This window comes from Pseudomonas sp. LBUM1660, assembly GCF_059695935.1.
This window is the reverse complement of record NZ_CP166795.1, coordinates 218,478-242,373: the sequence shown is the minus strand read 5'-3', so window position 1 is coordinate 242,373 and position 23,896 is coordinate 218,478. Positions and strand designations below refer to the sequence as shown.

The following is a 23,896-nucleotide window of genomic DNA, read 5'->3' as shown; positions in this document are numbered from 1 at the left end:
ATTTCACGGGTCAACGGGATACCTGTTGATCCAGGTAGCGGCGCACGCCAGGCCGCTCAACCAGACTCGCCGAGCCTTTATCCCTGCGCCTGCGAGCCTGCTTTCACAATTTGTCAGGTGGTTTTATGGACAGCATCAACAGCCGCATCGCCGAGGAACTCGGTGTACGCCCACAACAGGTCGAAGCGGCCGTCGCGCTACTCGATGAAGGCTCTACCGTTCCCTTCATCGCCCGCTACCGGAAAGAAGTGACCGGCAGCCTCGATGACATCCAGTTGCGTCATCTGGAAGAGCGTCTGCGCTACCTGCGAGAACTCGACGAACGGCGTATCAGCATCCTTGCCAGCATCGAAGAGCAGGGCAAGCTGACCCCGCAACTCGAACGCGACATCAAACTCGCCGACACCAAGACCCGCCTCGAAGACTTGTACTTGCCGTACAAGCAGAAGCGCCGCACCAAGGGCCAGATCGCCCTGGAAGCCGGCCTCGGCGAGCTGGCCGACGGCCTGTTCAACGACCCGACCCTGACGCCAGACGCCGAAGCTGCACGCTTCGTAAACGCCGAAAAAGGCGTGGCCGATGTGAAGGCGGCCCTTGAAGGCGCCAAATACATCCTGATGGAACGCTTCGCCGAAGACGCCGGCCTGCTGGACAAGCTGCGCAGCTACCTCAAGCAGGAAGCGACCCTCAGTGCCCGCGTGATTGCCGGCAAGGAAGAGGAAGGCGCCAAGTTCCGCGATTACTTCGAACACGACGAACCGCTGAAAAGCATGCCGTCGCACCGCGCGCTGGCGATTTTCCGCGGCCGCAACGAAGGTATTCTCAGCTCCGCACTGAAGGTCGGCGAAGAACTGCCGGGCGCCATGCATCCGTGCGAAGGCATGATCGGCCAGCAATTCGGCATCCAGAACCAGAACCGCGCCGCCGACAAATGGCTGGGCGAAGTGGTGCGCTGGACCTGGAAGGTCAAGCTCTACACCCACCTCGAAACCGACCTGTTGGGTGAACTGCGCGACGGCGCGGAAACCGAAGCGATCAACGTGTTCGCTCACAACCTGCACGACTTGCTGCTATCGGCCCCGGCCGGCCCGCGTGCCACCCTGGGCCTCGACCCCGGTCTGCGCACCGGTTGCAAGGTGGCCGTGGTCGATTCCACCGGCAAACTGCTGGATCACGCCACGGTTTACCCGCACGTCCCGCACAACAAGTGGGACCAGACCATCGCGATTCTGGCGGCCCTGTGCGCCAAGCATGCAGTGGACCTGATCGCCATCGGCAACGGCACCGCCAGCCGTGAAACCGACAAGCTCGCCGCTGAGCTGATCAAAAAATACCCAGCCATGAAGATGACCAAAGTCATGGTCTCCGAGGCCGGCGCATCGGTTTACTCGGCGTCGGAACTGGCTTCCAAGGAATTCCCGGACCTCGACGTGTCGATCCGTGGCGCCGTGTCGATTGCCCGTCGCCTGCAGGATCCGCTGGCAGAACTGGTGAAGATCGATCCGAAATCCATCGGCGTCGGCCAGTACCAGCACGATGTGTCACAGTTGAAACTGGCGCGTGGCCTGGATGCCGTGGTCGAAGACTGCGTGAACGCCGTGGGCGTCGACGTCAACACCGCCTCCGTGGCGCTGCTGGCACGCATCTCCGGCCTCAACGCGACCCTGGCACAGAACATCGTCAGCCACCGCGACGAGCACGGCGCGTTCAAAACCCGTGCAGCGCTGAAGAAAGTCGCTCGTCTGGGCGAGAAAACCTTCGAACAGGCGGCCGGTTTTCTGCGCGTGATGAACGGCGACAACCCGCTGGATTCGTCGGCGGTTCACCCGGAAGCCTATCCGCTGGTGCAGCGCATTGCCGCTGAAACCGACCGCGACATTCGCTCGTTGATCGGCGACGCGAGCTTTCTCAAGCGTCTCGACCCGAAGAAGTACACCGACGAAACCTTCGGTCTGCCAACGGTCACCGACATTCTGCAAGAGCTGGAAAAACCGGGTCGTGACCCGCGTCCCGAGTTCAAGACTGCCGAGTTCCAGGAAGGCGTCGAAGACCTCAAGGACTTGCAGCTGGGGATGATCCTCGAAGGCGTGGTGACCAACGTGACCAACTTTGGCGCGTTCGTCGACATCGGCGTGCATCAGGACGGTTTGGTGCATATCTCTGCGCTTTCGGAGAAGTTCATCAAGGATCCGCGCGAAGCAGTGAAGGCCGGTGACGTGGTGAAAGTGAAGGTCATGGAAGTCGATATCCCGCGAAAACGCGTGGGTCTGTCGATGCGCATGAGCGACACCCCGGGCGAGAAAATCGACGGCGCTCGTGGTGCACGTCCGGGGTCGGCGCCACGCCAGTCCCAGAACACCGCACCACGCAAAGAAACCACGGCAGCGGCCCCGGCCAATAACGCCATGGCTTCGTTGTTCGCCAACGCCAAGCAGTTGAAGAAACGCTGATGGAGATCCCCGCCGGGCTGACCGAAAGCGCTTTTTTCAAGCTGCTGGGATGTCGCTTGCACAGCCTGGAAACCGGGGTGGCGCAAGTCGCCCTGGGGCTTGCGCCAGCGCTGCGCAATCGCGGCGGCAAGCTGCACGGCGGGGCCTTGTTCAGTCTGGTGGACATTGCCATGGGGCTGGCCTGTTCCAGCACCCACGGCTTTGACCAGCAGAGCGCGACCATCGAGTGCAAGATCAACTACATTCGCGCTGTTTCAGACGGTGAAGTGATGTGCACGGCGCGGGTGATTCACCCGGGCCGCCGCACGCTGGTGGTCGAAGCCGACGTGATGCAAGGCGACAAACTCGTCGCAAAAGCACAAGGCACGTTCGCTGTCCTGTAGCTACCCACCCTCGATTTGAGTTAATTTCGGCGCTATGAAAGCGGCGCCGGGATTTTCTGTGGGAGCGGGCTTGCTCGCGAAAGCGATGGGTCAGGCGACTTAAATGTTGACTGACATGCCCTCTTCGCGAGCAAGCCCGCTCCCACAGGGTCCGTGGCGACTGATCCTTGACCGACTGGCATGAGGTCTGTGCTGCTCAAAAACCAGGCGAAAACGCCAGTTTCAACTTCACCCTTGTAGACCGTCTTGCCCACCCCCATATTGGGGCGACTGACGCGTGAAGGAATCCAACTTGAGCGAACTTCTCAACCGCCGCCTGGCTCTGCTCGGCGAGCGCGCTAACCTCTCTCTGCTCGAACAGTGCCTTCACGGCATCGAACGTGAATGCCTGCGCGTGACCGGCGAAGGTCGCCTGGCGCAAACGCCGCACCCGGAAGAATTGGGTTCCGCGCTGACCAATGAACAAATCACCACCGACTATTCCGAGTCGTTGCTGGAGTTCATTACCCCGGCCCTGCCAGACCCGGCCGATACGCTGGCGAGCCTGGACAAGATCCACCGTTTTGCCTACAGCAAGCTCGGCAACGAGTTTCTGTGGAGTCCATCGATGCCGTGCCCGTTGCCGGCCGAGGAAGACATCCCGATCGCCTATTACGGCACCTCCAACATCGGTCAGCTCAAGTACGTCTACCGCAAGGGCCTCGCCCTGCGTTACGGCAAAACCATGCAGTGCATCGCCGGGATCCACTACAACTTTTCCCTGCCGGAAAAGCTCTGGCCGCTGCTTAAAGAAGCTGAAGGCTTTGTCGGCACCGACCGCGACTATCAGTCGTCGGCCTACATCGCGCTGATCCGCAACTTCCGCCGCTACAGCTGGCTGCTGATGTACCTGTTCGGCGCCTCCCCTGCGCTGGACGCCGGTTTCCTGCGCGGTCGTTCGCACCAGTTGGAACAACTGGACCCGGACACCTTGTACCTGCCATACGCCACCAGCCTGCGCATGAGTGACCTGGGTTACCAGAGCAACGCCCAGGCCGGCCTGACGCCGTGCTACAACGATCTGGCCAGCTACACCGACAGCCTGCGCAAAGCGGTCGCCACGCCGTATGCGCCGTATGTCGAAATCGGCACGCATCAGGACGGTGAGTGGGTTCAGCTCAACACCAACATCCTGCAGATCGAAAACGAGTACTACTCCAACATCCGCCCGAAACGCGTGACCTATACCGGCGAGCGGCCGATCCAGGCGCTAGTGGCCCGCGGCATCCAGTACGTCGAAGTGCGCTGCCTGGACATCAATCCGTTCCTGCCGATGGGCATCGACCTCATCGAGTCGCGGTTCCTCGACGCGTTCCTGCTGTATTGCGCGCTGAACGACAGTCCGCTGCTGACTAACACCTCGTGTGGCAACGCGACCTCGAACTTCCTCAGCGTGGTCAAGGAAGGTCGTCGTCCGGGCCTGCAACTGCAACGCGACGGTCAACCGGTCGACCTGAAGGAATGGGCCGGTCAATTGCTGGAGAAAATAGCGCCACTCGCGGCGATGCTTGATCAAAGCCATGGCGGCGACGCCCACAGCAAGGCATTGGACGCGCAGCTGGCCAAGGTCAAGGACCCGTCCCTGACGCCATCGGCCCAGGTGCTGGCGGCGATGGCCGAGCACAAGGAGAGCTTCGCTCAGTTCTCCCTGCGTCAGAGCCAGGTGCATGCCGAGTTTTTCCGCAGCGAACCTTTGAACGGCGAAGATCAGGCGAAGTTTGAAGACCGCGCGCGTTCCTCGCTGGCTGAGCAGGTGGAGCTGGAACAGAACGAAGTCGGCGATTTCGATGTGTTTGTCGGGTCGTATCAGGCGAGCATTCTGTCGATCAGTAACTAACCTCTGAAGGTCCTTCGGACCTTTTCGCGGGCAAGCCTCGCTCCTACAGGTTCGGGGTCGAGTCACAAATGGGTGACCGACACAACTGTAGGAGCGAGGCTTGCCCGCGAAGGCCGCACCGCGGTCTCCCTTAGAATTTTCCGCTCATAAGCTCATTCGAAAAAGTTATTTATATTCGGATTCTTAGATCATTTAGTCTCCTTTTCACGCCGACTCTCGGTCGCCTGACAAGGAGCTTCTCAATGAAACTGAATTTCCCTCTTCGCCTCCTGGCGGCCGCGTCTCTGGCTGCGGCGAGCTTCTTTGCCCAGGCGGCAGACGTCACCGTCGCCTACCAGACCACCGTTGACCCGGCGAAAGTCGCCCAGGCCGAGGGCGCCTACGAAAAAGCCACTAATGCCAAAATCGACTGGCGCAAATTCGACAACGGCGCCGACATCATCGCCGCCATCACCTCCGGTGACGTGCAGATCGGCTACCTCGGTTCCAGCCCCCTGACGGCGGCGATCACCCGCAAAGTCCCGGTAGAAACCTTCCTCATCGCCACACAGATCGGTGCCGCCGAAGCCCTGGTCGCCCGCGACGGTTCCGGGATCAAGACCCCGCAGGACCTGATCGGCAAAAAAATCGCCGTGCCGTTCGTTTCCACCGGCCACTACAGCCTGCTGGCCGCGCTGAAACACTGGAACATCGATCCGTCGAAAGTCACCGTGCTCAACCTCGCTCCGCCCGCCATCATCGCGGCGTGGAAACGCGGTGATATCGACGCCACTTACGTGTGGGACCCAGCCCTCGGTGTGGCCAAGGAAAACGGCAAAGTGCTGATTACCTCCGGCGAACTGGCCAAGTTCGGCGCGCCGACCTTCGATGCCTGGATCGTGCGTAAGGACTTCGCCGAGAAGCACCCGGAAATCGTCACCGCGTTCGCCAAAGTGACCCTGGACGCCTACGCCGATTACCGCAAAGACCCGAAAGCCTGGCTGGCCAATCAAAGCAACGTCGACAAACTGGTGAAACTCTCCGGTGCCAAGGCCAGCGACATTCCGTTGCTGCTGCAAGGCAACGTCTTCCCGCTGGCGGCTGACCAAGTGATCACCCTCGGCGCACCGACCACCAAGGCCATTACCGACACCGCCGCGTTCCTCAAGGAACAAGGCAAGGTCGAGGCTGTGCTGCCGGACTACGCCCCTTACGTCAGCGCCAAGTACATCACCAACTGATCGGGAGTTAACCGCAATGGCTTTGCTACAGCTGGAGCGCATCAGCGCACAGTACCCCGGCAGCCCGGAACCGGTACTGGCGGATATTTCCCTGAGCCTGGGCCCCCAGCAGTTGCTGGTTGCCCTCGGCCCTTCCGGCAGTGGCAAGACTTCGCTGTTGAACCTGATTGCCGGTTTCGTCGAGCCCAGCGCCGGGCGCATCACCCTTGACGGCGTGCCGGTCAAAGGCCCGAGCGCCGAACGCGGCGTGGTGTTTCAGGACGACGCCCTGCTGCCTTGGCAGGACGTGTTGGCCAACGTCGGTTTCGGCCTGGAGCTGGCCGGCGTTGCCCGGGACAAACGCGAAATCCGTGCTCGGGAAATGCTCGCACTGGTGGACCTTTCCGGTTTCGAAAATCGCCGCATCTGGCAGCTCTCGGGCGGCCAGAAACAGCGCGTCGGCCTGGCCCGCGCCCTTGCTGCTGATCCGCGCGTTTTGCTGATGGACGAACCCTTCGGCGCCCTCGACGCCTTCACCCGTGAACAGATGCAGGAGCTGCTGCTGCAAGTCTGGCAGCGCACCGCCAAACCGGTATTCCTGATTACCCACGACATCGAAGAAGCGGTGTTCCTCGCCACGGATTTGATTCTGCTGGCGCCAAACCCGGGGCAAATCGTCGAGCGCCTGAGCCTGGATTTCGGTCAGCGTTACGCTGCCGGTGAGTCGGCGCGAGCGATCAAGTCCGACCCGCGCTTCATCGAAACCCGCGAACACGTGCTCGCCAAAGTGTTCTCCCAACGCAGCACCGCCCAGCGGCAGGAGCGCGCATGAGCAGTTATCAGATTCCCGCCGTTGCGGTGAAGCCAGGTTCGACGGTCATCCCGGTTCGTCGCAAGCTCAGCACTCGGTGGATCAGCGTGCTGACGCTGGTGGCGCTTGTTGTCATTTGGTGGGCCGTCACCGCCACAGGGATGATCGAACCGCTGTTCCTGCCGCCACCGTCCGCCGTGCTGCAAAAAGGTTGGTTGCTGGTGACCAGCGGCTACATGGATTCAACGTTGTGGCAGCACTTGGGCGCCAGCCTGAGTCGAATTGGTCTGGGCCTGGGTTTCGCGGTGCTGACCGCCGTGCCCGTCGGCATCGCCATCGGCCACAACCGCATCGCGCGCGGCATTCTCGATCCGTTGATCGAGTTTTACCGCCCGATTCCGCCACTGGCTTATCTGCCGCTGATCGTGATCTGGTGCGGCATCGGTGAACTGTCGAAAGTCTTGCTGATTTACCTGGCGATCTTCGCCCCGATCGCCATCGCCACCGCCACTGGCGTGCGCACGGTTGACCCGGCCAAGTTGCGGGCCGCTCAGTCGCTGGGCGCAACCCGGGCGCAGTTGATTCGCCATGTGATTCTGCCGAGTGCCTTGCCAGACATTTTGACCGGTGTGCGCATCGGGTTGGGCGTGGGTTGGTCGACGCTGGTCGCCGCCGAATTAATCGCTGCCACCAGCGGCTTGGGTTTTATGGTGCAGTCGGCCGCGCAATTCCTGGTCACCGATGTGGTGGTGCTGGGGATTCTGGTGATTGCCCTGATCGCCTTCGCCATGGAAATGGGCCTGCGCGCCCTGCAACGCAAACTGGTGCCGTGGCACGGCCAGGCCCACTGAAAAATCATCATGTGACAAACCCTGTGGGAGTGAGCCTGCTCGCGAATGCGTTGAGTCAGTCACTGCGATGTTGCCTGACAGACAGCTATCGCGAGCAGGCTCACTCCTACAAAAGCTCAGCGCTCCGGATTGAAGAGAATCACCATGAGTAACCTGACCATCGTCCCCCTCAGCTCGGCCCTCGGCGCCCAAATCAGCGGCATCGACGTCAGCCAGCCACTGAACCTTGAACAGCGCGACGCCGTCGAGCAGGCGTTGCTCAAGCATCAAGTGCTGTTCTTCCGCGACCAGCCGATCACGCCGCAACAGCAGGCGCGATTCGCTGCGAATTTTGGCGATCTGCACATCCATCCGATTTACCCGAATGTGCCGGAACAGCCCGAAGTGCTGATCCTCGACACTGCCGTCACCGACGTGCGCGACAACGCGATCTGGCACACCGACGTGACCTTCCTGCCGACCCCGGCCATGGGCGCGGTGCTGAGCGCCAAGCTGCTGCCGGAATTTGGTGGCGACACGCTGTGGGCCAGTGGCATCGCGGCGTATGAAGCGCTGTCCGCGCCGATGAAAAGCTTGCTAGAAGGCCTGACGGCAACTCACGATTTCACCCGCTCGTTTCCGCAGGAACGTTATGGCAACACGCCTGAAGCCCTGGCCCAGTGGGAAGAAGCACGCCGCAAAAATCCACCGCTGTCGCACCCGGTGATCCGCACACACCCGGTGAGCGGGCGCCGGTCGTTGTTCGTCAATGAAGGCTTCACGTCGAAGATCAATGAGCTGTCGGACACCGAGAGCGAAGCGATTTTGAAGTTTCTGTTTGCTCACGCAACGCGGCCGGAATTTACGATTCGCTGGCGTTGGCAGAAGGATGACGTGGCGTTCTGGGATAACCGCGTGACACAGCATTACGCCGTGGACGATTACCGACCGGCGCGGCGGGTGATGCAGCGGGCTACGGTGTTGGGGGATGTGCCGTTTTTTAAGTGAACCCTGATTTCTTCATTGACTGGTCTGGCCCCTTCGCGAGCAAGCCCGCTCCCACATTCGACCGCGTTCTTATTTGAGGACGCGGTCGAATGTGGGAGCGGGCTTGCTCGCGAAGGCAATCTGACAGGCGCCGGTAGACCCGGCGCCGAACACTTACTCAGCCGTCGAAGGCTTCTCCCAAAGATTGATCCCGCCTTCCTGAGCAAACCGGTCAATCTCCGCCAGTTCTTCCGCGCTAAAGCTCAAATTCTTCAACGCCCCGACGTTCTCGATAATCTGCTCCGGCCGGCTCGCACCGATGAGCGCCGAGGTCACGCGCGGATCGCGCAACGCCCACGCCAACGCCAGTTGCGCCAGGCTCTGACCGCGACGCTTGGCGATTTCGTTGAGTCCGCGCACATGGGCGATGTTGGCCTCGGACAAGTGCGCAGACTGCAATGAACCACCGCCCGGACGATTGACCCGCGCATCCTTCGGAATGCCATTGAGGTATTTGTCGGTCAACAAGCCCTGCGCCAACGGCGTGAAAGCAATCACGCCGGTGCCGAGTTCGTCGGTGACGTCCAGCAGATCCTTTTCAACCCAGCGATTGAGCAGGTTGTAAGCCGGTTGGTGAATCAGCAACGGCACTTTCCACTCTTTCAACAGCGCCGCCATCTCACGGGTTTTCACCCCGGAATACGACGAGATACCGATGTACAGCGCCTTGCCCTGCTGCACGGCGGTGGCCAGCGCACTGGCGGTTTCTTCCAGCGGTGTATCCGGGTCGAAGCGGTGGGAATAGAAGATGTCCACGTAGTCCAGGCCCAGGCGTTGCAGGCTCTGATCAAGGCTGGCCAGCACATATTTGCGCGAACCGCCGCCCTGGCCATAAGGACCGGGCCACATGTCCCAACCGGCCTTGCTCGAGATGATCAGCTCGTCGCGGTACTGCTTGAAGTCTTCACGCAGCAAACGACCGAAGTTGATCTCGGCACTGCCATACGGCGGGCCATAGTTGTTGGCCAGGTCGAAGTGGTTGATGCCCAGGTCGAAGGCGGTGCGCAACAGCGAGCGCTGAGTGTCGATCGGCGTGCTGTCGCCGAAGTTGTGCCACAGGCCCAGGGACAGCGCCGGCAGCACCAGACCGCTGCGGCCTACACGGCGGTAAGGGATAGAGTCGTAGCGGTTTTCGGCAGCGGTGTAAGTCATCGAATCCTCTCTTGTCTGTCTTGAAGTTGGTATCGACTGTTTCGCAAGTTGCCCAGCATACGCCCAGACAAACGCCGATAAACCTCGGACTCGAGAAAATGCTGAAACGTTTCACAGATTTTTAATCCTTCAACGTTTAAGCCGACAACTCACGTAGCGCGGCGGCCGCCAAAAAGCCAGACCTTGAGCTATATCGCTGATCCCGCCGGACAGTCTGGTCGATACGCTCAAGCAACTGCTCAGGCAGAGTGGCATTGAAGCGCACTGACTTACCGAAGTAAGGCGTGATATCAAATTCGACCACACCCCACACACCACCCGCGTAATCAGGGTTATCGAGATGAGCATCGATTTCGTGTATCTGCGGAAGTGGATCGCCGTCAGCGACCAGGCCTTCGTAGTGCAGCGACAACGCTTCCTTCACGTTTTCAAATGCCTGCGCCACAGTAGCGCCCGCGGAGAAGCAACCCGGTACGTCCGGGATAATCACTCCGTAGTCTGAGTCGGCATCCTTGTGCAGAACGACCGGGAATTTCATTTCGGTGAGCCCTTCCTGTGATATGGCCCCTTCGAGGCTCTCGTTTCCGATCTCGGGCCTCCTTTCAGACCCGCCTGTTTCAATAGGCTGTTGATCGTTCCTTTTGGAAGATCCGAGCCAGGGTGTTTGACCGTTACCCTTCCAGCCTTGCACGGATGCTTGTACTGATGGTGGCTGCCTTTCACGGCGACCAGATACCAACCGTCCTCCTCGATCATCCTGATCATTTCTCGACTTCGGATCACTTTCGTCCTTGTGGGCAGCTCCTTATGCGAAAGTTACGCGACGTACGATTTTTTAATACACACCATACACACTCTGACAAATATTAGCCGTTCTGGCCCAACGCTATTTCGCCCCCGGACCAACGGCTACCGAGCCCCGGCGAACACTTCCCCCAACCAATCCACAAACACCCGCACCCGTGGCGACATGTGTCGGTTGTGGGGGTACAGCACCGACACCGGCATGGGGGGGTGGCCTCCGCTTGAGCGTCTCGGTCAGCCGGAGGATATTGCTCGCGTAGTGTCTTTTTTGGTTGGGCCGGATTCGGCCTGAGTCAATGGACAGATTCTGCGGGCTAATGCTGGATTGGTTTAAGCTGGTTTGCAGGCAGGCCAGACGCCTTCGCGGGCAAGCCTCGCTCCTACAGGGGTTGCGCGCAATCTGTAGGAGCGAGGCTTGCCCGCGAAGTCGGTCTTGAGGGCAGCACACATCTGAAGGGAGAACACGCATCATGCACACCACGATCATCATCACCTTCGGCCTGATCCTGCTGGCACTGATGCTGTTCATCGGCGAGAAAATCGGCTTCAGCCGCCAGACCCTGGCCTACAGTTTTGTGGTGCTGTGGCTGGCACTGACGCTGATCAACGGCGCGGTCGGCATGGTCCATGCCGGCCAGCCGTTGAGCACGGAACTGGTCGTCGGCAGCGCCGTGTTCGGTGTCCCGGTGGCGGCGCTGGTGCTGTTCATGGTGTTGACCACCGAGACGTGAGTGCTCGATCAACGCACCAAATGCAAAAACTGCATATGCCGTTCGTACTGGTCGAGGATGTCGTTGATGATCTGCTCCTTGGTGTAACCCACCAGATCGTAGTCCTGACTGCCCTCTGCAAGATGCACTTCAGCCCGGTAATAACGACGGTTGTTGAGTTCCTTGGAACCCATGCCGCCACGAGCAAACGACGGCGTGAAGTAGCCACGCATCTGCACCTGATAGATAAACGGATGCTCCTCGCCGTGACCGATTTCCAGGCTGACGTTGTCGTTGGCCGGGTCCGGCTGAGTGACCACGTTCAACCCTTTCTCGATGAACACGGCGCTCACTTCTTCGATCGCCGGGCGCACCGTCGTGTCGAGGAAGCGATAGACCTCATCGCGAGACGGGAAATGCACGGCCTGGGTCAAGCGCTGACGCCAGCCACCCCGCCGCGAACCTGAAACCGGCGCCAGGGAATGCAACTGCGCGATCTGCTTCTGCGACTCCAGATAAAACGCTTTGTGCAGCCCCCACATCATCAGCAGCAAGATCATCGAGAACGGCAACGAAGTCAGCACCACCGCGGACTTCAGCGCATCGATGCTGCCGGAGAACAGCAGCGCACTGGTCACCAGCGCGGTCATCGCGCCCCAGAACACCCGCAGCCATTTCGGCCCGTCTTCATCCGGGTTGCCGCCCTTGGCGGAGAGCGTCGACAGCACCACGGTGCCGGAGTCGGCCGAGGTGACGAAGAACACGAAGCTGATGAACACCGTCACCGCAATAACGGTCTTGCTCCACGGGTAGGTTTCCAGCAGCAGGTAAAGGGTCATCGACGGGTTATCGATGGCCGACATGCCGAGGGCGCTCATACCGTGGTTCAGGACTTGGTCGATGGCGCTGTTGCCGAAAATCGACATCCACGCGAGGGTGAAGCCGAGCGGAATCAGCAGCACGCCGAAGACGAATTCGCGGATGGTCCGGCCACGGGAAATCCGTGCGATGAACAGGCCCACGAACGGCGACCACGCGATCCACCAGGCCCAATAGAACACCGTCCAGCCGCCCAGCCAGTCGCTGGGTTTGTCGTAGGCGTAGAGGTCGAAACTCTTCATCGGCAACGCGCCGAGGTAGTCGCCGATGTTCTGGATCAGGGTGTTGAGCAAGTGCTGAGTTGGGCCGGCGAACAGCACGAACAGCAACAGTGCACAGGCCAGCAGCATGTTGATATCGGACATCACGCGCACGCCTTTGTCGACGCCGGACACCGCAACGATAATCGCCGCGCCCATCATCAACGTGATCAGGCCGACCTGGATCCACTGGGTGTGAGCGATGCCGAACAGGTAGTCCAGACCCGAGTTGAGGTGCAACACACCGAAGCCCATGTCGGCGCCAAGACCGAACACCGTGGCGATGATGCCGAAGCCATCCACGGCGTAACCGATCGGGCCGTTGATGCGCTTGCCGATCAGCGGATAAAGCGCCGAACGCAGGGCCAGCGGCAGGTTGTGACGGTAGGCAAAGTAGGCCAGCGCCATGCCGACAAAGGCGAACACGCCCCAGCCGTGCAGGCCCCAATGCAAGAACAGAATCTGCATCGCCTGACGCGCCGCATCCGCCGTGCCGGCCTCGCCTTGCGGCGGTTGCGCCAAGTGGGTCAGCGGTTCGGACACACAGAAGAAGAACAGCGTGATGCTGATCCCGGCGGCGAACAGCATGCCGGCCCACGATAGATAACTGAACTCGGGCTCGTCGTGGTCGGCACCGAGCTTGATCTTGCCGTAGCCAGACAAGGCGGTGACCACCACGAAGACCAGATACAGCGTCATCGCGAGCATGTAATACCAGCCGACCGTATTGGCCGCCCAGTTTTGCGCTTCCAGCAGCCAGGCACCGGCCTGTTCAGGCATGGCGATGACGACAATGCCGAACAGCAGAATGAAGGTCGCCGCGAAGTAAAACACCGGCGGATTCATGCGGACCTGGCCGCTTGGAGGGACGGACGATGCACTCATGACAGGTGCACCTCAAGGGGATGAAACAGGGCAATCAGTAACGGACTCGGCAAGGCAAGCCTCCTGTTGTGAACGGGCAGCAAACCGGCGGTTTAACTTGAATGAACGTTCAAGTTAAACATGAATAGGGTGCTAAGGACTAATCGCAAGGCTCGGCGGTACCCTGTGGCGAGGGAGCTTGCTCCCGTTGTGCCGCGCAGCGGCACCCGGTTTTTTGCAAAATTACGGCTGCTTCGCACCCGAGCGGGAGCAAGCTCCCTCGCCACAAAATCTTGTGCCTTTACGCTAGCTCAAGGATGGGTATGACGGGGGATCGGGAGGATTCGTTCAGCGGGAAATTAGTTAAATGCCAGTATTTGCGTTCGCCTTGAAATCCAATCGCGAGCAGGCTCGCTCCCACAAGTTTTGTGTCGTTCATAAAATTGTCGTTCGACACAATACCTGTGGGAGCGAGCCTGCTCGCGATGAGGCCGGTTCAGTCAGCGAAAATTCCAGGCCTTACTTCTGCGTCCCATCATCATGCTGCAAATTCGCCTGCGTCAGGTTGCACCCCGGCGGCACGCTACGGGTCAGCCAGACGTTGCCGCCAATGGTCGAGCCCTTGCCAATGGTGATCCGCCCCAAAATCGTCGCGCCGGCATAGATCACCACATCATCCTCAACGATTGGATGCCGTGGATGACCCTTCTGCAACTGGCCGTCCTCATCCGACGGGAAGCGCTTGGCGCCCAGCGTCACGGCCTGATAAATCCGCACGCGCTCACCAATGATCGCCGTCTCGCCGATGACCACACCCGTCCCGTGATCAATGAAGAAGCTGCGGCCGATCTGCGCGCCAGGGTGGATGTCGATACCGGTAGCCGAGTGGGCGATTTCTGCGCTGATCCGCGCCAGCAGCGGCAACCCCGCGCGGTACAAATGGTGTGCCAGACGATGGTGAATCACCGCCAGAATGCCCGGATAGCACAGCAACACTTCATCGACGCTACGGGCCGCCGGGTCGCCGTGATAGGCCGCCAGTACATCGGTGTCCAGCAAGCTGCGCAGCCCCGGCAACGCGAGGGCGAAATCCTGAATGATCGCAATGGTCTTGGCCTCGACCTCGGTGTCGGCCGCGGCGCTGTGGCGAGCGGCGTAACGCAGTTCGAGTCGCGCCTGCGCCAACAATGCATTCAACGCGACGTCCAGGGTGTGGCCGACGTAGAAGTCTTCACTCTCCTCACGCAAATCCACCGGTCCCAGACGCATCGGAAACAGGGCACCGCATAGCGCTTCAAGTATCTCCGCCATGGCGGCACGGGAAGGCAACTCGCGACCGCCCTGCTCGCCGCTGGCGCGGCCGTTTTGTGCGCGCCATTGGTCACGCGCCGTACGCAGTTGACTGACGATGGTCTGCAATTGCCAATGGCTGGAACGCTCGCTCACGGTAAAAACTCCTCACGGGTGGCCGGACTGTCTGGCCGCACTGACGGCGATTACTTTACGGCAAGGTCTGGAAGCCGAATTAAGAACCAATTGTGCTGTGTTCAGCACTTATGGATATAAGCGATTGGCGGTTGCCCATGCATATAGGCGTGCCTATAGTCCTGACATCTCCCTTGGCCAGTACGGACCCATGATCAAACAACAGCTTGCCCGCTTTAACCGCCTCGACCTCCTCGGCCACCCTACCGCGCTTGAAAAACTCGAACGGCTGTCGACCTGGCTCGGCCGTGATGTGTACGTCAAACGCGATGACCTGACACCGCTGGCCATGGGCGGCAACAAGCTGCGCAAACTCGAATACCTCGCGGCCGATGCCCTGGCACAAGGCGCCGACATGCTGATCACCGCTGGCGCGCTGCAGTCCAACCACGTGCGCCAGACCGCCGCCATTGCAGCCAAGCTTGGCCTGGGCTGCGTCGCACTGCTGGAAAACCCGTTGGGCACCGACGACGCCAACTACCTCGGCAACGGCAATCGGCTGCTGCTCGACCTGTTCGATGCCAAAGTCGAACAGGTGGAAAACCTCGACAACGCCGACGAGCAACTGCAAGCCCTGGCCGACCGTTTACGCAATAACGGCAAGAAGCCGTATCTGGTACCGATTGGTGGCTCCAATGCGCTGGGCGCTTTGGGTTATGTGCGCGCCGGGCTGGAACTGGCCGAGCAGATCAAGGACACCGGCCTGCAATTTGCCGCCGTGGTGCTGGCCTCGGGCAGTGCCGGGACCCACAGTGGTCTGGCACTGGCGTTAAGTGAAGCACTGCCGGATTTGCCAGTGATTGGTGTCACGGTTTCCCGCAGCGATGAAGATCAGCGCCCGAAAGTCCAGGGCCTGGCCGAGCGCACTGCCGAGTTGCTGGGCGTGAGCCTGCCGGCGAGTTTCAAGATCGAATTGTGGGACGAATATTTCGGTCCGCGTTATGGCGAGCCGAATGCCGGGACGCTGGCGGCGGTGAAACTGATGGCGAGTCAGGAAGGGTTGCTGCTGGACCCGGTGTACACCGGCAAGGCCATGGCCGGGTTGCTTGACGGCATCGGTCGTCAGCGCTTTAACGACGGTCCGATCATCTTCCTTCATACCGGTGGTGCACCGGCGTTGTTTGCCTACAAAGACTTCCTGTAGACGATAGACCTGTGGCGAGGGGGCTTGCCCCCTCATCACAGGGGATCGTGTGAATCGCATATTCGATAGAAGAATAACAAACGTAATATTTATTATTTTCCTATCTAAAAGCGCCATCATATAGTCACGCCGCAGGCGAATTTGCAGCGAGACGCATACGCTGCATTAGGGCAGGATATTGCAGTCGTTCAAATCCCGAATTTGCCAACATTCCTAAAAGCGTCTTCATAAGAAAACACAGGGGCTTGTCATGAATTTTTCCGCACTACGTCGAAATCTGCTGGTCGGTTCGCTGGGCCTGGCGCTGAGCGCCGGCCTGCTGGGGCAAGCGGTTGCCGGTGAGCAACTGCAAAAAATCAAAGACGCTGGCGTGATCAACGTTGGTCTGGAAGGCACTTACCCACCATTCAGTTTCGTCGACGCCGACGGCAAACTGGCCGGTTTCGAAGTCGAGTTCTCCGAAGCCCTGGCCAAAGAGCTGGGCGTGAAGGTCAAGCTGCAACCGACCAAATGGGACGGCATCCTCGCGGCGCTGGAATCCAAGCGTCTGGACGCGGTGATCAACCAGGTGACCATCTCCGAAGAGCGCAAGAAGAAGTATGACTTCTCCGAGCCGTACACCGTTTCCGGGATTCAGGCGCTGGTGCTGACCAAAAAGGCTGCGGAGCTGAACATCAAGACTGCCGCCGATCTGGCCGACAAGAAAGTTGGCGTAGGCCTGGGCACCAACTACGAGCAGTGGCTCAAAGACAATCAGCCAAAAGCCATCATCAAGACCTATGACGATGATCCGACCAAGTTCCAGGACCTGCGCGTCGGCCGCATTGACGCCATTCTGATCGACCGTCTCGCCGCGCTGGAATACGCCAAGAAAGCCAAGGACACCACCGCCGCCGGCGAAGCGTTCTCCCGCCAGGAAGCCGGTATTGCCCTGCGCAAAGGCGAGCCTGAGTTGCTGGCTGCGGTGAACAAAGCCATCGACAAGCTGCGTGCCGACGGTACGCTGAAAAAGCTTTCGGAAAAATACTTCAGCGCTGACGTCACTCAATAATGGAAGAAGCTTTCCAACTTGCACTGGACTCCCTGCCTTTCCTGCTCAAGGGGGCCTACTACACGGTCATCTTGAGCCTGGGCGGGATGTTTTTCGGCCTCATGCTGGGCTTCGGCCTGGCACTGATGCGCCTGTCGCGCTTCAAGCTGGTGAGCTGGATCGCCCGCATCTACGTGTCGTTTTTTCGTGGCACGCCGTTGCTGGTGCAACTGTTCGTGATCTATTACGGCTTGCCGCAATTGGGCATGGAACTCGATCCGCTGCCGGCTGCCCTGATCGGCTTCTCACTGAACATGGCCGCTTACGCCTGTGAAATCCTGCGTTCCGCGATCAGCTCCATCGAACGCGGTCAGTGGGAAGCTGCCGCCAGCATCGGCATGACCCGTGCGCAGACCCTGCGCCGGGCCATCATCCCGCAAGCAATGCGCACTGCATTGCCGCCGCTGGGCAACAGCTTCATTTCGCTGGTCAAGGACACCGCGCTGGCCGCCACCATCCAGGTGCCGGAGCTGTTCCGCCAGGCGCAGCTGATCACGGCACGCACCTTCGAAGTGTTCACCATGTACCTTGCCGCCGCGCTGATCTACTGGATTCTGGCCACGGTGCTGTCGCACCTGCAGAACAAGTTGGAAGAGCGGGTCAATCGGCACGACCAGGAGTCCTGACCCAATGATTGTCGTGGAAAAACTGACAAAGCAGTTCAAGGGTCAAGTGGTGCTCAACGGCATCGATCTGCAAGTGAAGGAAGGTGAGGTCGTCGCGATCATCGGGCCTAGCGGCTCGGGTAAAACCACCTTCCTGCGATGCCTGAATTTTCTGGAAGAACCTACCAGCGGCCGGATCAAGGTCGGTGACATCGAGATCGATGGCAGCCGCCCGTTGAACCAGCAGCAGAGCCTGGTGCGGCGCTTGCGTCAGCACGTCGGCTTCGTGTTCCAGAACTTCAACTTGTTCCCCCATCGCACCGCCCTGGAAAACGTCATCGAAGGCCCGATCATCGTGAAGAAGATCCCGCACGCCGACGCCGTTGCCCTGGGTAAAAAGCTGTTGGCCAGGGTTGGCCTGGCGGGCAAGGAAGACGCTTACCCGCGACGCCTTTCCGGTGGTCAGCAACAGCGCGTGGCGATTGCCCGTGCGCTGGCAATGGAGCCGGAAGTGATCCTGTTCGATGAACCCACCTCAGCGCTTGATCCGGAGCTGGTGGGTGAAGTGCTGGCGACCATCCGCAGCCTGGCCGAAGAAAAGCGCACCATGGTGATCGTCACCCACGAAATGGGCTTTGCTCGGGACGTGGCCAACCGTGTGGTGTTTTTCGACAAGGGTGTGATCGTCGAGCAAGGCGAAGCCAAGGCGCTGTTTGCCAACCCGAAAGAAGAACGGACGAAGCAGTTCCTCAGCAAGTTTCTGAATAACGCCAACCATTAATATCGCTTCACCACTTGTTAACTTCCATGGATGGAAGTGACAACTTCCCCCCCCGCTTCTCCCGACACTCTCTTCTCGCTCACTCAAATAGTAGATCAATTTTTAAAACTGCACGCGGTACATATATATGTTCTGCAACAGATTTAACTCGCCTAACATTCACCAAATCCAGTGCCCTCGCCGAGCACACGATTGCCGCCACCCACGCCTGAAAATCGACAAATACGCGGCAAAATTCGACAGAGTGGTGCGGCTTATTAACTTCAATGCGTAGGATTTTTCTGAATAACACTGAATGCACTACTTAACTAGCCACCTCTATTGACACCCATTCAAGCGCACTCTTATCTAGTCTCCAGCAGGCGTCAGCCATCGTTAAAAATCATTATTGAAACTTGCAAATAGTGAACAACTTTGTTGCTCGGTAATACACGCCTTTTGATTTTTCAGAAACGGACTTCGCTGCAAGGCTTCAAGGAGAAACCCATGACAAGCACCTCGAATAAAACCGGACTTGCGGCCCCTACCCTGGCGCAATCCCACAAGACCGGCATCAATGTCACTTCGGCGGCCCATCTGCTGATCGATGTGGCGCCCTACCCCGACATGGACGAAGGCGACCTGATCGAACTGTTCTGGGACAACTGCTACGTCGCTTCCCGCGTCCTCACGGCCGATGATGTCGGCGAAGTCGTCAGCCTGCGTGTGCCGCAAAGCTTCATTACCAATGGCTCCTCCTGCATTCACTACCGCGTCATGCAGGTCGGACAAGGGCCGGCGCTGTCCCTCGCCACCCAGGTACAGATCAAGCTCGATTGCCCGGGCGGTCAGCCACTCACGCTGTGCGGTCACGAAAACGAGCACTTGGCACCGGTGGGCATCCCCGAAACCATTCGCCGTCAGGGGGTCAATCCGAACCAGATAAAGCGCGGCGTACCGTTGACCATCGAGCCTTACCTGAACATGGCCGTCGACGATGAAATCACCTTGCGCTGGGGTGATGTGCGTATGGACCTGCCGCAGCTCAAAGCCAATGAGGTGGGCCAGTCCGTTCAGGTCTGGGTGCCGCCGGCGATCATTCTCGAAGCCGGCGAAGACCTTCGGCTGGAGGTGACTTATTGCATCCTCGATCGGGTGGGCAACAACTCCGGCTGGGCACCGCCGCGCAGGCTCAAGATCGGTTGCAACAATCCCTATCTGAAAGTGCCGTTCAAAGAAGAATTGAAAGCCGCCGAAACGCGCAAAAACTGAAAACACCGCCGTCTTTGTAGGAGCGAGGCTTGCCCGCGAAGGCGGTGTGCCAGTCAACATCAAAGGTGCCCGACACTCCGCCTTCGCGGGCAAGCCTCGCTCCTACAGGGGAAAGCAGCACCCTTCTATGCATATTCCTAAAAGTTAGTTTATTTAATTTTTATACGCGCTTACGGTATATGCACCGGACCACCGGACATTCTTGTTTTTATTTCGCCGCAACCATCGCGGCGACCCATGAGATGTGAGGTAGGTATGGTCCGGAACACAATCACCCCAGTGCAGATCGCCAGGGCATTGCGTGCAGCCAAGGAGCGGCACTGATGTCCAGTCTGGCAGATGCAATCGTTCAGAGTGATCTGGACATCGCCCCGTTGTTGTTGCCCGCGCAGGTCTTGCGCAACGACGCACAAGCCATCAAGGCCGCCCACGAGCTGGCGCAAGTCGCCCGCCTGCAAGCCGCCAAACGTGACCGGCAGCGCAAGTTGCCGTGGTCGGAAATCGAACAGTTCACCCGCAGCGGATTGGGCAGCATTGCCATCCCGCGCGAGTATGGTGGCCCGCAGGTTTCGTTCGTCACCCTCGCCGAAGTGTTCGCGATCATTTCCGCGGCTGACCCGGCACTGGGACAGATCCCGCAAAACCAGTTCGGCATCCTCAACCTTGTGCTCGGCAGCGCCACCGAGGCACAGAAAAAACAGCTGTTTAAAAGCGTGCTCGAAGGCTGGCGCATCGGCAATGCCGGGCCTGAACGCGGCACCAAAAACACCCTCGAACTCAAGGCCCGGATTACCGCTGACGGTGACGGTTTTGTCATCAGTGGCCAGAAGTTTTACTCCACCGGCGCACTGTTCGCCCACTGGGTGGCGGTCAAGGCGCTGAACGACGACGGCAAGCAAGTGTTGGCCTTCGTCCGTCGCGGCACACCGGGCTTGCGCATCGTCGATGACTGGTCGGGCTTCGGTCAGCGCACCACCGCCAGCGGCACCATTTTGCTCAACAACGTGCGGGTCGACGCCGAGCTGGTGGTGGACAACTGGAAGATCAATGACAGCCCGAACATCCAGGGTGCCGTGTCGCAACTGATTCAAGCCGCCATCGACGCCGGCATCGCGCGCGGTGCCATCGACGACGCCATCGAGTTCGTGAAAACCCGCGCCCGGCCATGGATCGACGCCAAGGTCGAACGGGCCAGCGACGACCTGTATGTGATCGCCGATATCGGCAAACTGAAAATCGAACTGCACGCCGCCGAAGCGCTGCTGCGCAAGGCCGGGCAAGTGCTCGATCAGGTCAACGCCGCGCCACTCACTGCCGAGTCTGCCGCACGCGCTTCGATTGCCGTCGCTGAAGCGAAAGTGCTGACCACCGAGATCTCGCTGCTCGCCAGCGAAAAGCTCTTCGAGCTGGCCGGCAGCCGCGCGACCCTCGCCGAATTCAACCTCGACCGGCATTGGCGCAACGCCCGTGTGCACACGCTGCACGACCCGGTGCGCTGGAAATACCACGCCGTCGGCAGCTATCACCTGAACGGCACGCTCCCCGCTCGCCACTCCTGGATTTAACGACCAGATCTCTGGAGAAACACATGACTCTTTCTCAGCACGTCGCAGTCATCACCAGCGATGAGCAAGCCCTGATCGTCGCTACCGATCTGGCCGAAGATTTCAAACGCGACAGCGCCCTGCGCGACCGCGAACGCCGTTTGCCGCACCCGGAGCTGGAAGTGTTTTCCCGCTCGGGTCTTTGGGGCATCAGCGTGCCCAAGGAGTACGGTGGCGCTGGCGTTTCCAACGTCACCCTGGCCAAAGTGATCGCACTGATTGCCCAGGCTGACGGCTCGCTCGGACAGATCCCGCAGAACCATTTCTACGCCCTCGAAGTGCTGCGCGTGAACGGCAGCGAAGAGCAGAAAAAGCGCCTGTACGCCGAAGTTCTCGCCGGCCAGCGCTTCGGCAATGCCTTGGCAGAACTGGGCACCAAAACCGCCCACGACCGCGTCACCAGCCTGACCCGCGACGGAGACGGTCATCGCATCAACGGTCGCAAGTTCTACGCGACCGGAGCGATCTACGCGCAACGCATCCCGACCTCGGTGGTCGACGAAAACGGCGTGCAGCAACTGGCGTTCGTCCCCCACAACAGCAAGGGCTTGACCGTCATCGACGACTGGAGCGGTTTCGGCCAGCGCACCACCGGTAGCGGTTCGGTGGTGTTCGAAGACGTCTATGTCGCCGCCGAAGACGTGATCCCGTTTCAAAGTGCCTTCGAGCGCCCGACCACCGTTGGCCCACTGGCACAGATTCTTCACGCCGCCATCGACACCGGCATCGCCCGCGCCGCCTATGAAGATGCCCTGCACTTCGTGCGCACCAAAACCCGGCCGTGGATCGACGCCACCCATGAAAAAGCCACTGACGACCCGCTGACCATCAAGAGCTTCGGCCACCTGAGTATTCGCCTGCACGCCGCTGAAGCCTTGCTGGAACGCTCCGGCGAATTCCTCGACAAGGCTCAGGCCACGACCAACGCAGAGACCGTCGCCGCCGCGTCGATTGCCGTCGCCGAAGCCCGCGCCATCAGCACCGACATTTCCCTCGCCGCCGGCAGCACGCTGTTTGAACTGGCCGGCAGCCAGGCGACGCTGATCGAACACGGCCTCGATCGCCACTGGCGCAACGCTCGCGTACATACGCTGCATGACCCGGTGCGCTGGAAGTATCACGCCGTCGGCAACTACTACCTCAACGATGAAAACCCTCCGTTGCGAGGGACCCTCTGATGGCCGAGGTGAAAAAGAAGATCCTGCTCAACGCGTTCAACATGAACTGCATCGGGCACATCAACCACGGCCTGTGGACGCATCCACGGGACACCTCCACCCAATACAAAACCATCGAATACTGGACCGAACTGGCGCAGTTGCTGGAGCGCGGGTTGTTCGACGGTCTGTTCATCGCGGACATTGTCGGCGTGTACGACGTCTACCAGAACTCCGTCGATGTGCCGCTGAAAGAGTCGATCCAGCTGCCGGTCAACGATCCGCTGCTGCTGGTTTCGGCCATGGCGGCGGTGACGAAAAATCTCGGCTTCGGCCTCACCGCCAACCTGACGTACGAACCGCCGTACCTGTTCGCCCGGCGCATGTCGACGCTCGATCACTTGAGCCGAGGCCGGGTTGGCTGGAACATCGTCACTGGCTACCTCGACAGCGCCGCCAAAGCCATGGGCCTGAGCGAACAGGTGGAACACGACCGCCGTTACGACCAGGCCGATGAATACTTGGAAGTGCTCTACAAACTCTGGGAAGGCAGCTGGGAAAACGGCGCGGTGCTGAATGACCCGCAGCAACGGATCTACGCCCAACCGGAAAAAGTGCACAAGGTCGAGCACAAGGGCGAGTTCTATCAGGTCGAGGGTTATCACCTCTGCGAGCCGTCGCCGCAGCGCACGCCGGTGCTGTTCCAGGCGGGCAGTTCCGATCGCGGTTTGCTGTTCGCCGGGCGTCATGCCGAGTGCGTGTTCATCAGCGGGCAGAACAAACCGTCGACCAAGGTTCAGGTGGACAAGGTTCGCGCCAGCGCTGTTGAAGCCGGACGCAATCCCGAGGACATCAAGGTGTTCATGGGCTTGAACGTGATCGTCGGCGCCACCGAAGAGCTTGCCTGGAAGAAGCACGCCGAGTACCTGAGCTACGCCAGTGCCGAGGCAGGTGTGGCGCATTTTTCGGCGTCGACCGGGATCGACTTCTCCGAATACGAGATCGACGAGCCGATCCAGTACGTGAAGAGCAATGCGATCCAGTCGGCGACCAAAAACCTGCAAAACAACGACTGGACCCGACGCAAATTGCTCGAGCAACACGCCCTCGGCGGCCGCTACATCACGGTGGTCGGCTCGCCTGAGCAAGTGGCGGACGAACTGGAATCGTGGATCGCCGAGACCGGGCTGGATGGCTTCAACCTGACACGGATTGTCACGCCGGAAAGCTATGTGGATTTCATTGAGCGGGTGATTCCGGAGTTGCAGCGGCGCGGGTCGTACAAAACGGCTTATGACAACGGCAGCCTGCGGGAAAAGCTGTTTCACGGCGAAGCGCATTTGCCTGAGCAACATACCGGTTCGGCCTACCGCCGCTAAAAGCTTCGCGGGCAAGCCTCGCTCTTACAGGTATCGAGTCGTTCATAAATGTCCGATACGACGCTGAACCTGTAGGAGCGAGGCTTGCCCGCGAAGAGGCCCGCCCAAACACCCTAAATTTATGCACTGACTGGA

21 protein-coding genes and 2 pseudogenes are annotated in these 23,896 nt (G+C 59.9%); 17 read left to right on the top strand and 6 right to left on the bottom strand.

Annotation, left to right across the window (positions count from 1 at the left end):
- Window positions 1-125: 125 nt before the first annotated feature.
- The 7 genes from ACA068_RS01115 to tauD all read left to right on the top strand — a co-directional run bounded on the left by ACA068_RS01115 (window position 126) and on the right by tauD (window position 8,557).
- On the top strand, window positions 126-2,450 hold the full coding sequence (locus ACA068_RS01115) for a Tex family protein (protein WP_497306958.1): 2,325 nt from the start codon (window positions 126-128) through the stop codon (window positions 2,448-2,450).
- Window positions 2,450-2,833, top strand: coding sequence for a PaaI family thioesterase (locus tag ACA068_RS01110; protein WP_497306956.1), 384 nt, complete (start codon window positions 2,450-2,452; stop codon window positions 2,831-2,833). The genes ACA068_RS01115 and ACA068_RS01110 overlap by 1 nt, the downstream gene beginning before the upstream one ends.
- A gap of 292 nt (window positions 2,834-3,125) precedes the next feature.
- Complete coding sequence (gene gshA, locus ACA068_RS01105) at window positions 3,126-4,709, top strand: glutamate--cysteine ligase (protein ID WP_497306954.1); 1,584 nt, start codon at window positions 3,126-3,128, stop codon at window positions 4,707-4,709.
- Window positions 4,710-4,951: 242 nt separating this feature from the next.
- On the top strand, window positions 4,952-5,929 hold the full coding sequence (gene tauA, locus ACA068_RS01100; RefSeq protein WP_497306952.1) for a taurine ABC transporter substrate-binding protein: 978 nt from the start codon (window positions 4,952-4,954) through the stop codon (window positions 5,927-5,929).
- Between the two features lie 16 nt (window positions 5,930-5,945).
- The gene (gene tauB, locus ACA068_RS01095) at window positions 5,946-6,740 is read left to right on the top strand and encodes a taurine ABC transporter ATP-binding subunit (RefSeq protein WP_497306951.1); all 795 of its coding nucleotides are present in this window, start codon (window positions 5,946-5,948) and stop codon (window positions 6,738-6,740) included.
- A complete protein-coding gene (tauC, locus tag ACA068_RS01090; protein ID WP_497306949.1) occupies window positions 6,737-7,570 on the top strand; it encodes a taurine ABC transporter permease TauC in 834 nt (277 codons plus the stop codon). Before tauB ends, tauC begins: the two co-directional genes overlap by 4 nt.
- A 144-nt stretch (window positions 7,571-7,714) precedes the next feature.
- Window positions 7,715-8,557 carry a taurine dioxygenase gene (tauD, locus tag ACA068_RS01085; protein ID WP_497306947.1) on the top strand — a complete coding sequence of 281 codons (843 nt, stop codon included), beginning with the start codon at window positions 7,715-7,717 and terminating at the stop codon, window positions 8,555-8,557.
- A 153-nt stretch (window positions 8,558-8,710) separates the two neighbouring features.
- Here the strand turns inward: tauD and mgrA are convergent, their stop codons facing one another.
- The 4 genes and pseudogenes from mgrA to ACA068_RS01065 all read right to left on the bottom strand — a co-directional run.
- Window positions 8,711-9,748 carry an L-glyceraldehyde 3-phosphate reductase gene (mgrA, locus tag ACA068_RS01080; protein WP_497306945.1) on the bottom strand — a complete coding sequence of 346 codons (1,038 nt, stop codon included), beginning with the start codon at window positions 9,746-9,748 and terminating at the stop codon, window positions 8,711-8,713.
- Between the two features lie 136 nt (window positions 9,749-9,884).
- Window positions 9,885-10,286, bottom strand: a complete 402-nt coding sequence (locus tag ACA068_RS01075; protein WP_497306944.1) for a type II toxin-antitoxin system HicB family antitoxin — start codon at window positions 10,284-10,286, stop codon at window positions 9,885-9,887.
- The gene (locus ACA068_RS01070; RefSeq protein ID WP_497310520.1) at window positions 10,283-10,528 is read right to left on the bottom strand and encodes a type II toxin-antitoxin system HicA family toxin; all 246 of its coding nucleotides are present in this window, start codon (window positions 10,526-10,528) and stop codon (window positions 10,283-10,285) included. Before ACA068_RS01070 ends, ACA068_RS01075 begins: the two co-directional genes overlap by 4 nt.
- 129 nt (window positions 10,529-10,657) lie before the next feature.
- Window positions 10,658-10,762: pseudogene (locus ACA068_RS01065) on the bottom strand (LysR family transcriptional regulator); the annotation flags it as partial.
- 4 nt (window positions 10,763-10,766) lie between these two features.
- Between ACA068_RS01065 and ACA068_RS01060 the strand changes: the two are divergent.
- Window positions 10,767-10,844: pseudogene (locus ACA068_RS01060) on the top strand (3-ketoacyl-ACP reductase); the annotation flags it as partial.
- Window positions 10,845-11,022: 178 nt separating this feature from the next.
- Window positions 11,023-11,283 carry a hypothetical protein gene (locus tag ACA068_RS01055; protein WP_497306942.1) on the top strand — a complete coding sequence of 87 codons (261 nt, stop codon included), beginning with the start codon at window positions 11,023-11,025 and terminating at the stop codon, window positions 11,281-11,283.
- An 8-nt stretch (window positions 11,284-11,291) separates the two neighbouring features.
- Here the strand turns inward: ACA068_RS01055 and betT are convergent, their stop codons facing one another.
- Window positions 11,292-13,247 carry a choline transporter BetT gene (gene betT, locus ACA068_RS01050; RefSeq protein WP_497310519.1) on the bottom strand — a complete coding sequence of 652 codons (1,956 nt, stop codon included), beginning with the start codon at window positions 13,245-13,247 and terminating at the stop codon, window positions 11,292-11,294.
- Window positions 13,248-13,784: 537 nt separating this feature from the next.
- Window positions 13,785-14,711, bottom strand: coding sequence for a serine O-acetyltransferase EpsC (gene epsC / locus ACA068_RS01045; RefSeq protein ID WP_109627305.1), 927 nt, complete (start codon window positions 14,709-14,711; stop codon window positions 13,785-13,787).
- A 190-nt stretch (window positions 14,712-14,901) separates the two neighbouring features.
- On the opposite strand from epsC, the gene ACA068_RS01040 reads away from it, so the two are divergent.
- The 8 genes from ACA068_RS01040 to ACA068_RS01005 all read left to right on the top strand — a co-directional run bounded on the left by ACA068_RS01040 (window position 14,902) and on the right by ACA068_RS01005 (window position 23,761).
- Window positions 14,902-15,894, top strand: coding sequence for a D-cysteine desulfhydrase (locus ACA068_RS01040; RefSeq protein WP_497306941.1), 993 nt, complete (start codon window positions 14,902-14,904; stop codon window positions 15,892-15,894).
- 250 nt (window positions 15,895-16,144) lie between these two features.
- The gene (tcyJ, locus tag ACA068_RS01035; protein WP_497306939.1) at window positions 16,145-16,945 is read left to right on the top strand and encodes a cystine ABC transporter substrate-binding protein; all 801 of its coding nucleotides are present in this window, start codon (window positions 16,145-16,147) and stop codon (window positions 16,943-16,945) included.
- Window positions 16,945-17,610, top strand: a complete 666-nt coding sequence (gene tcyL / locus ACA068_RS01030; RefSeq protein WP_010464804.1) for a cystine ABC transporter permease — start codon at window positions 16,945-16,947, stop codon at window positions 17,608-17,610. Before tcyJ ends, tcyL begins: the two co-directional genes overlap by 1 nt.
- Before the next feature lie 4 nt (window positions 17,611-17,614).
- On the top strand, window positions 17,615-18,370 hold the full coding sequence (gene tcyN / locus ACA068_RS01025) for an L-cystine ABC transporter ATP-binding protein TcyN (RefSeq protein ID WP_403104331.1): 756 nt from the start codon (window positions 17,615-17,617) through the stop codon (window positions 18,368-18,370).
- Between the two features lie 486 nt (window positions 18,371-18,856).
- Entirely contained in the window at window positions 18,857-19,621 is a 765-nt protein-coding gene (locus tag ACA068_RS01020) for a hypothetical protein (protein ID WP_497306937.1), read from the top strand.
- A 323-nt stretch (window positions 19,622-19,944) separates the two neighbouring features.
- Window positions 19,945-21,186 (top strand): SfnB family sulfur acquisition oxidoreductase, encoded by a 1,242-nt coding sequence (locus ACA068_RS01015; RefSeq protein ID WP_497306936.1) that lies wholly within the window; start codon window positions 19,945-19,947, stop codon window positions 21,184-21,186.
- Window positions 21,187-21,209: 23 nt separating this feature from the next.
- The gene (locus tag ACA068_RS01010; protein ID WP_497306934.1) at window positions 21,210-22,403 is read left to right on the top strand and encodes an SfnB family sulfur acquisition oxidoreductase; all 1,194 of its coding nucleotides are present in this window, start codon (window positions 21,210-21,212) and stop codon (window positions 22,401-22,403) included.
- Entirely contained in the window at window positions 22,403-23,761 is a 1,359-nt protein-coding gene (locus ACA068_RS01005; protein WP_497306932.1) for an LLM class flavin-dependent oxidoreductase, read from the top strand. The genes ACA068_RS01010 and ACA068_RS01005 overlap by 1 nt, the downstream gene beginning before the upstream one ends.
- The last annotated feature ends 135 nt before the right edge of the window (window positions 23,762-23,896 follow it).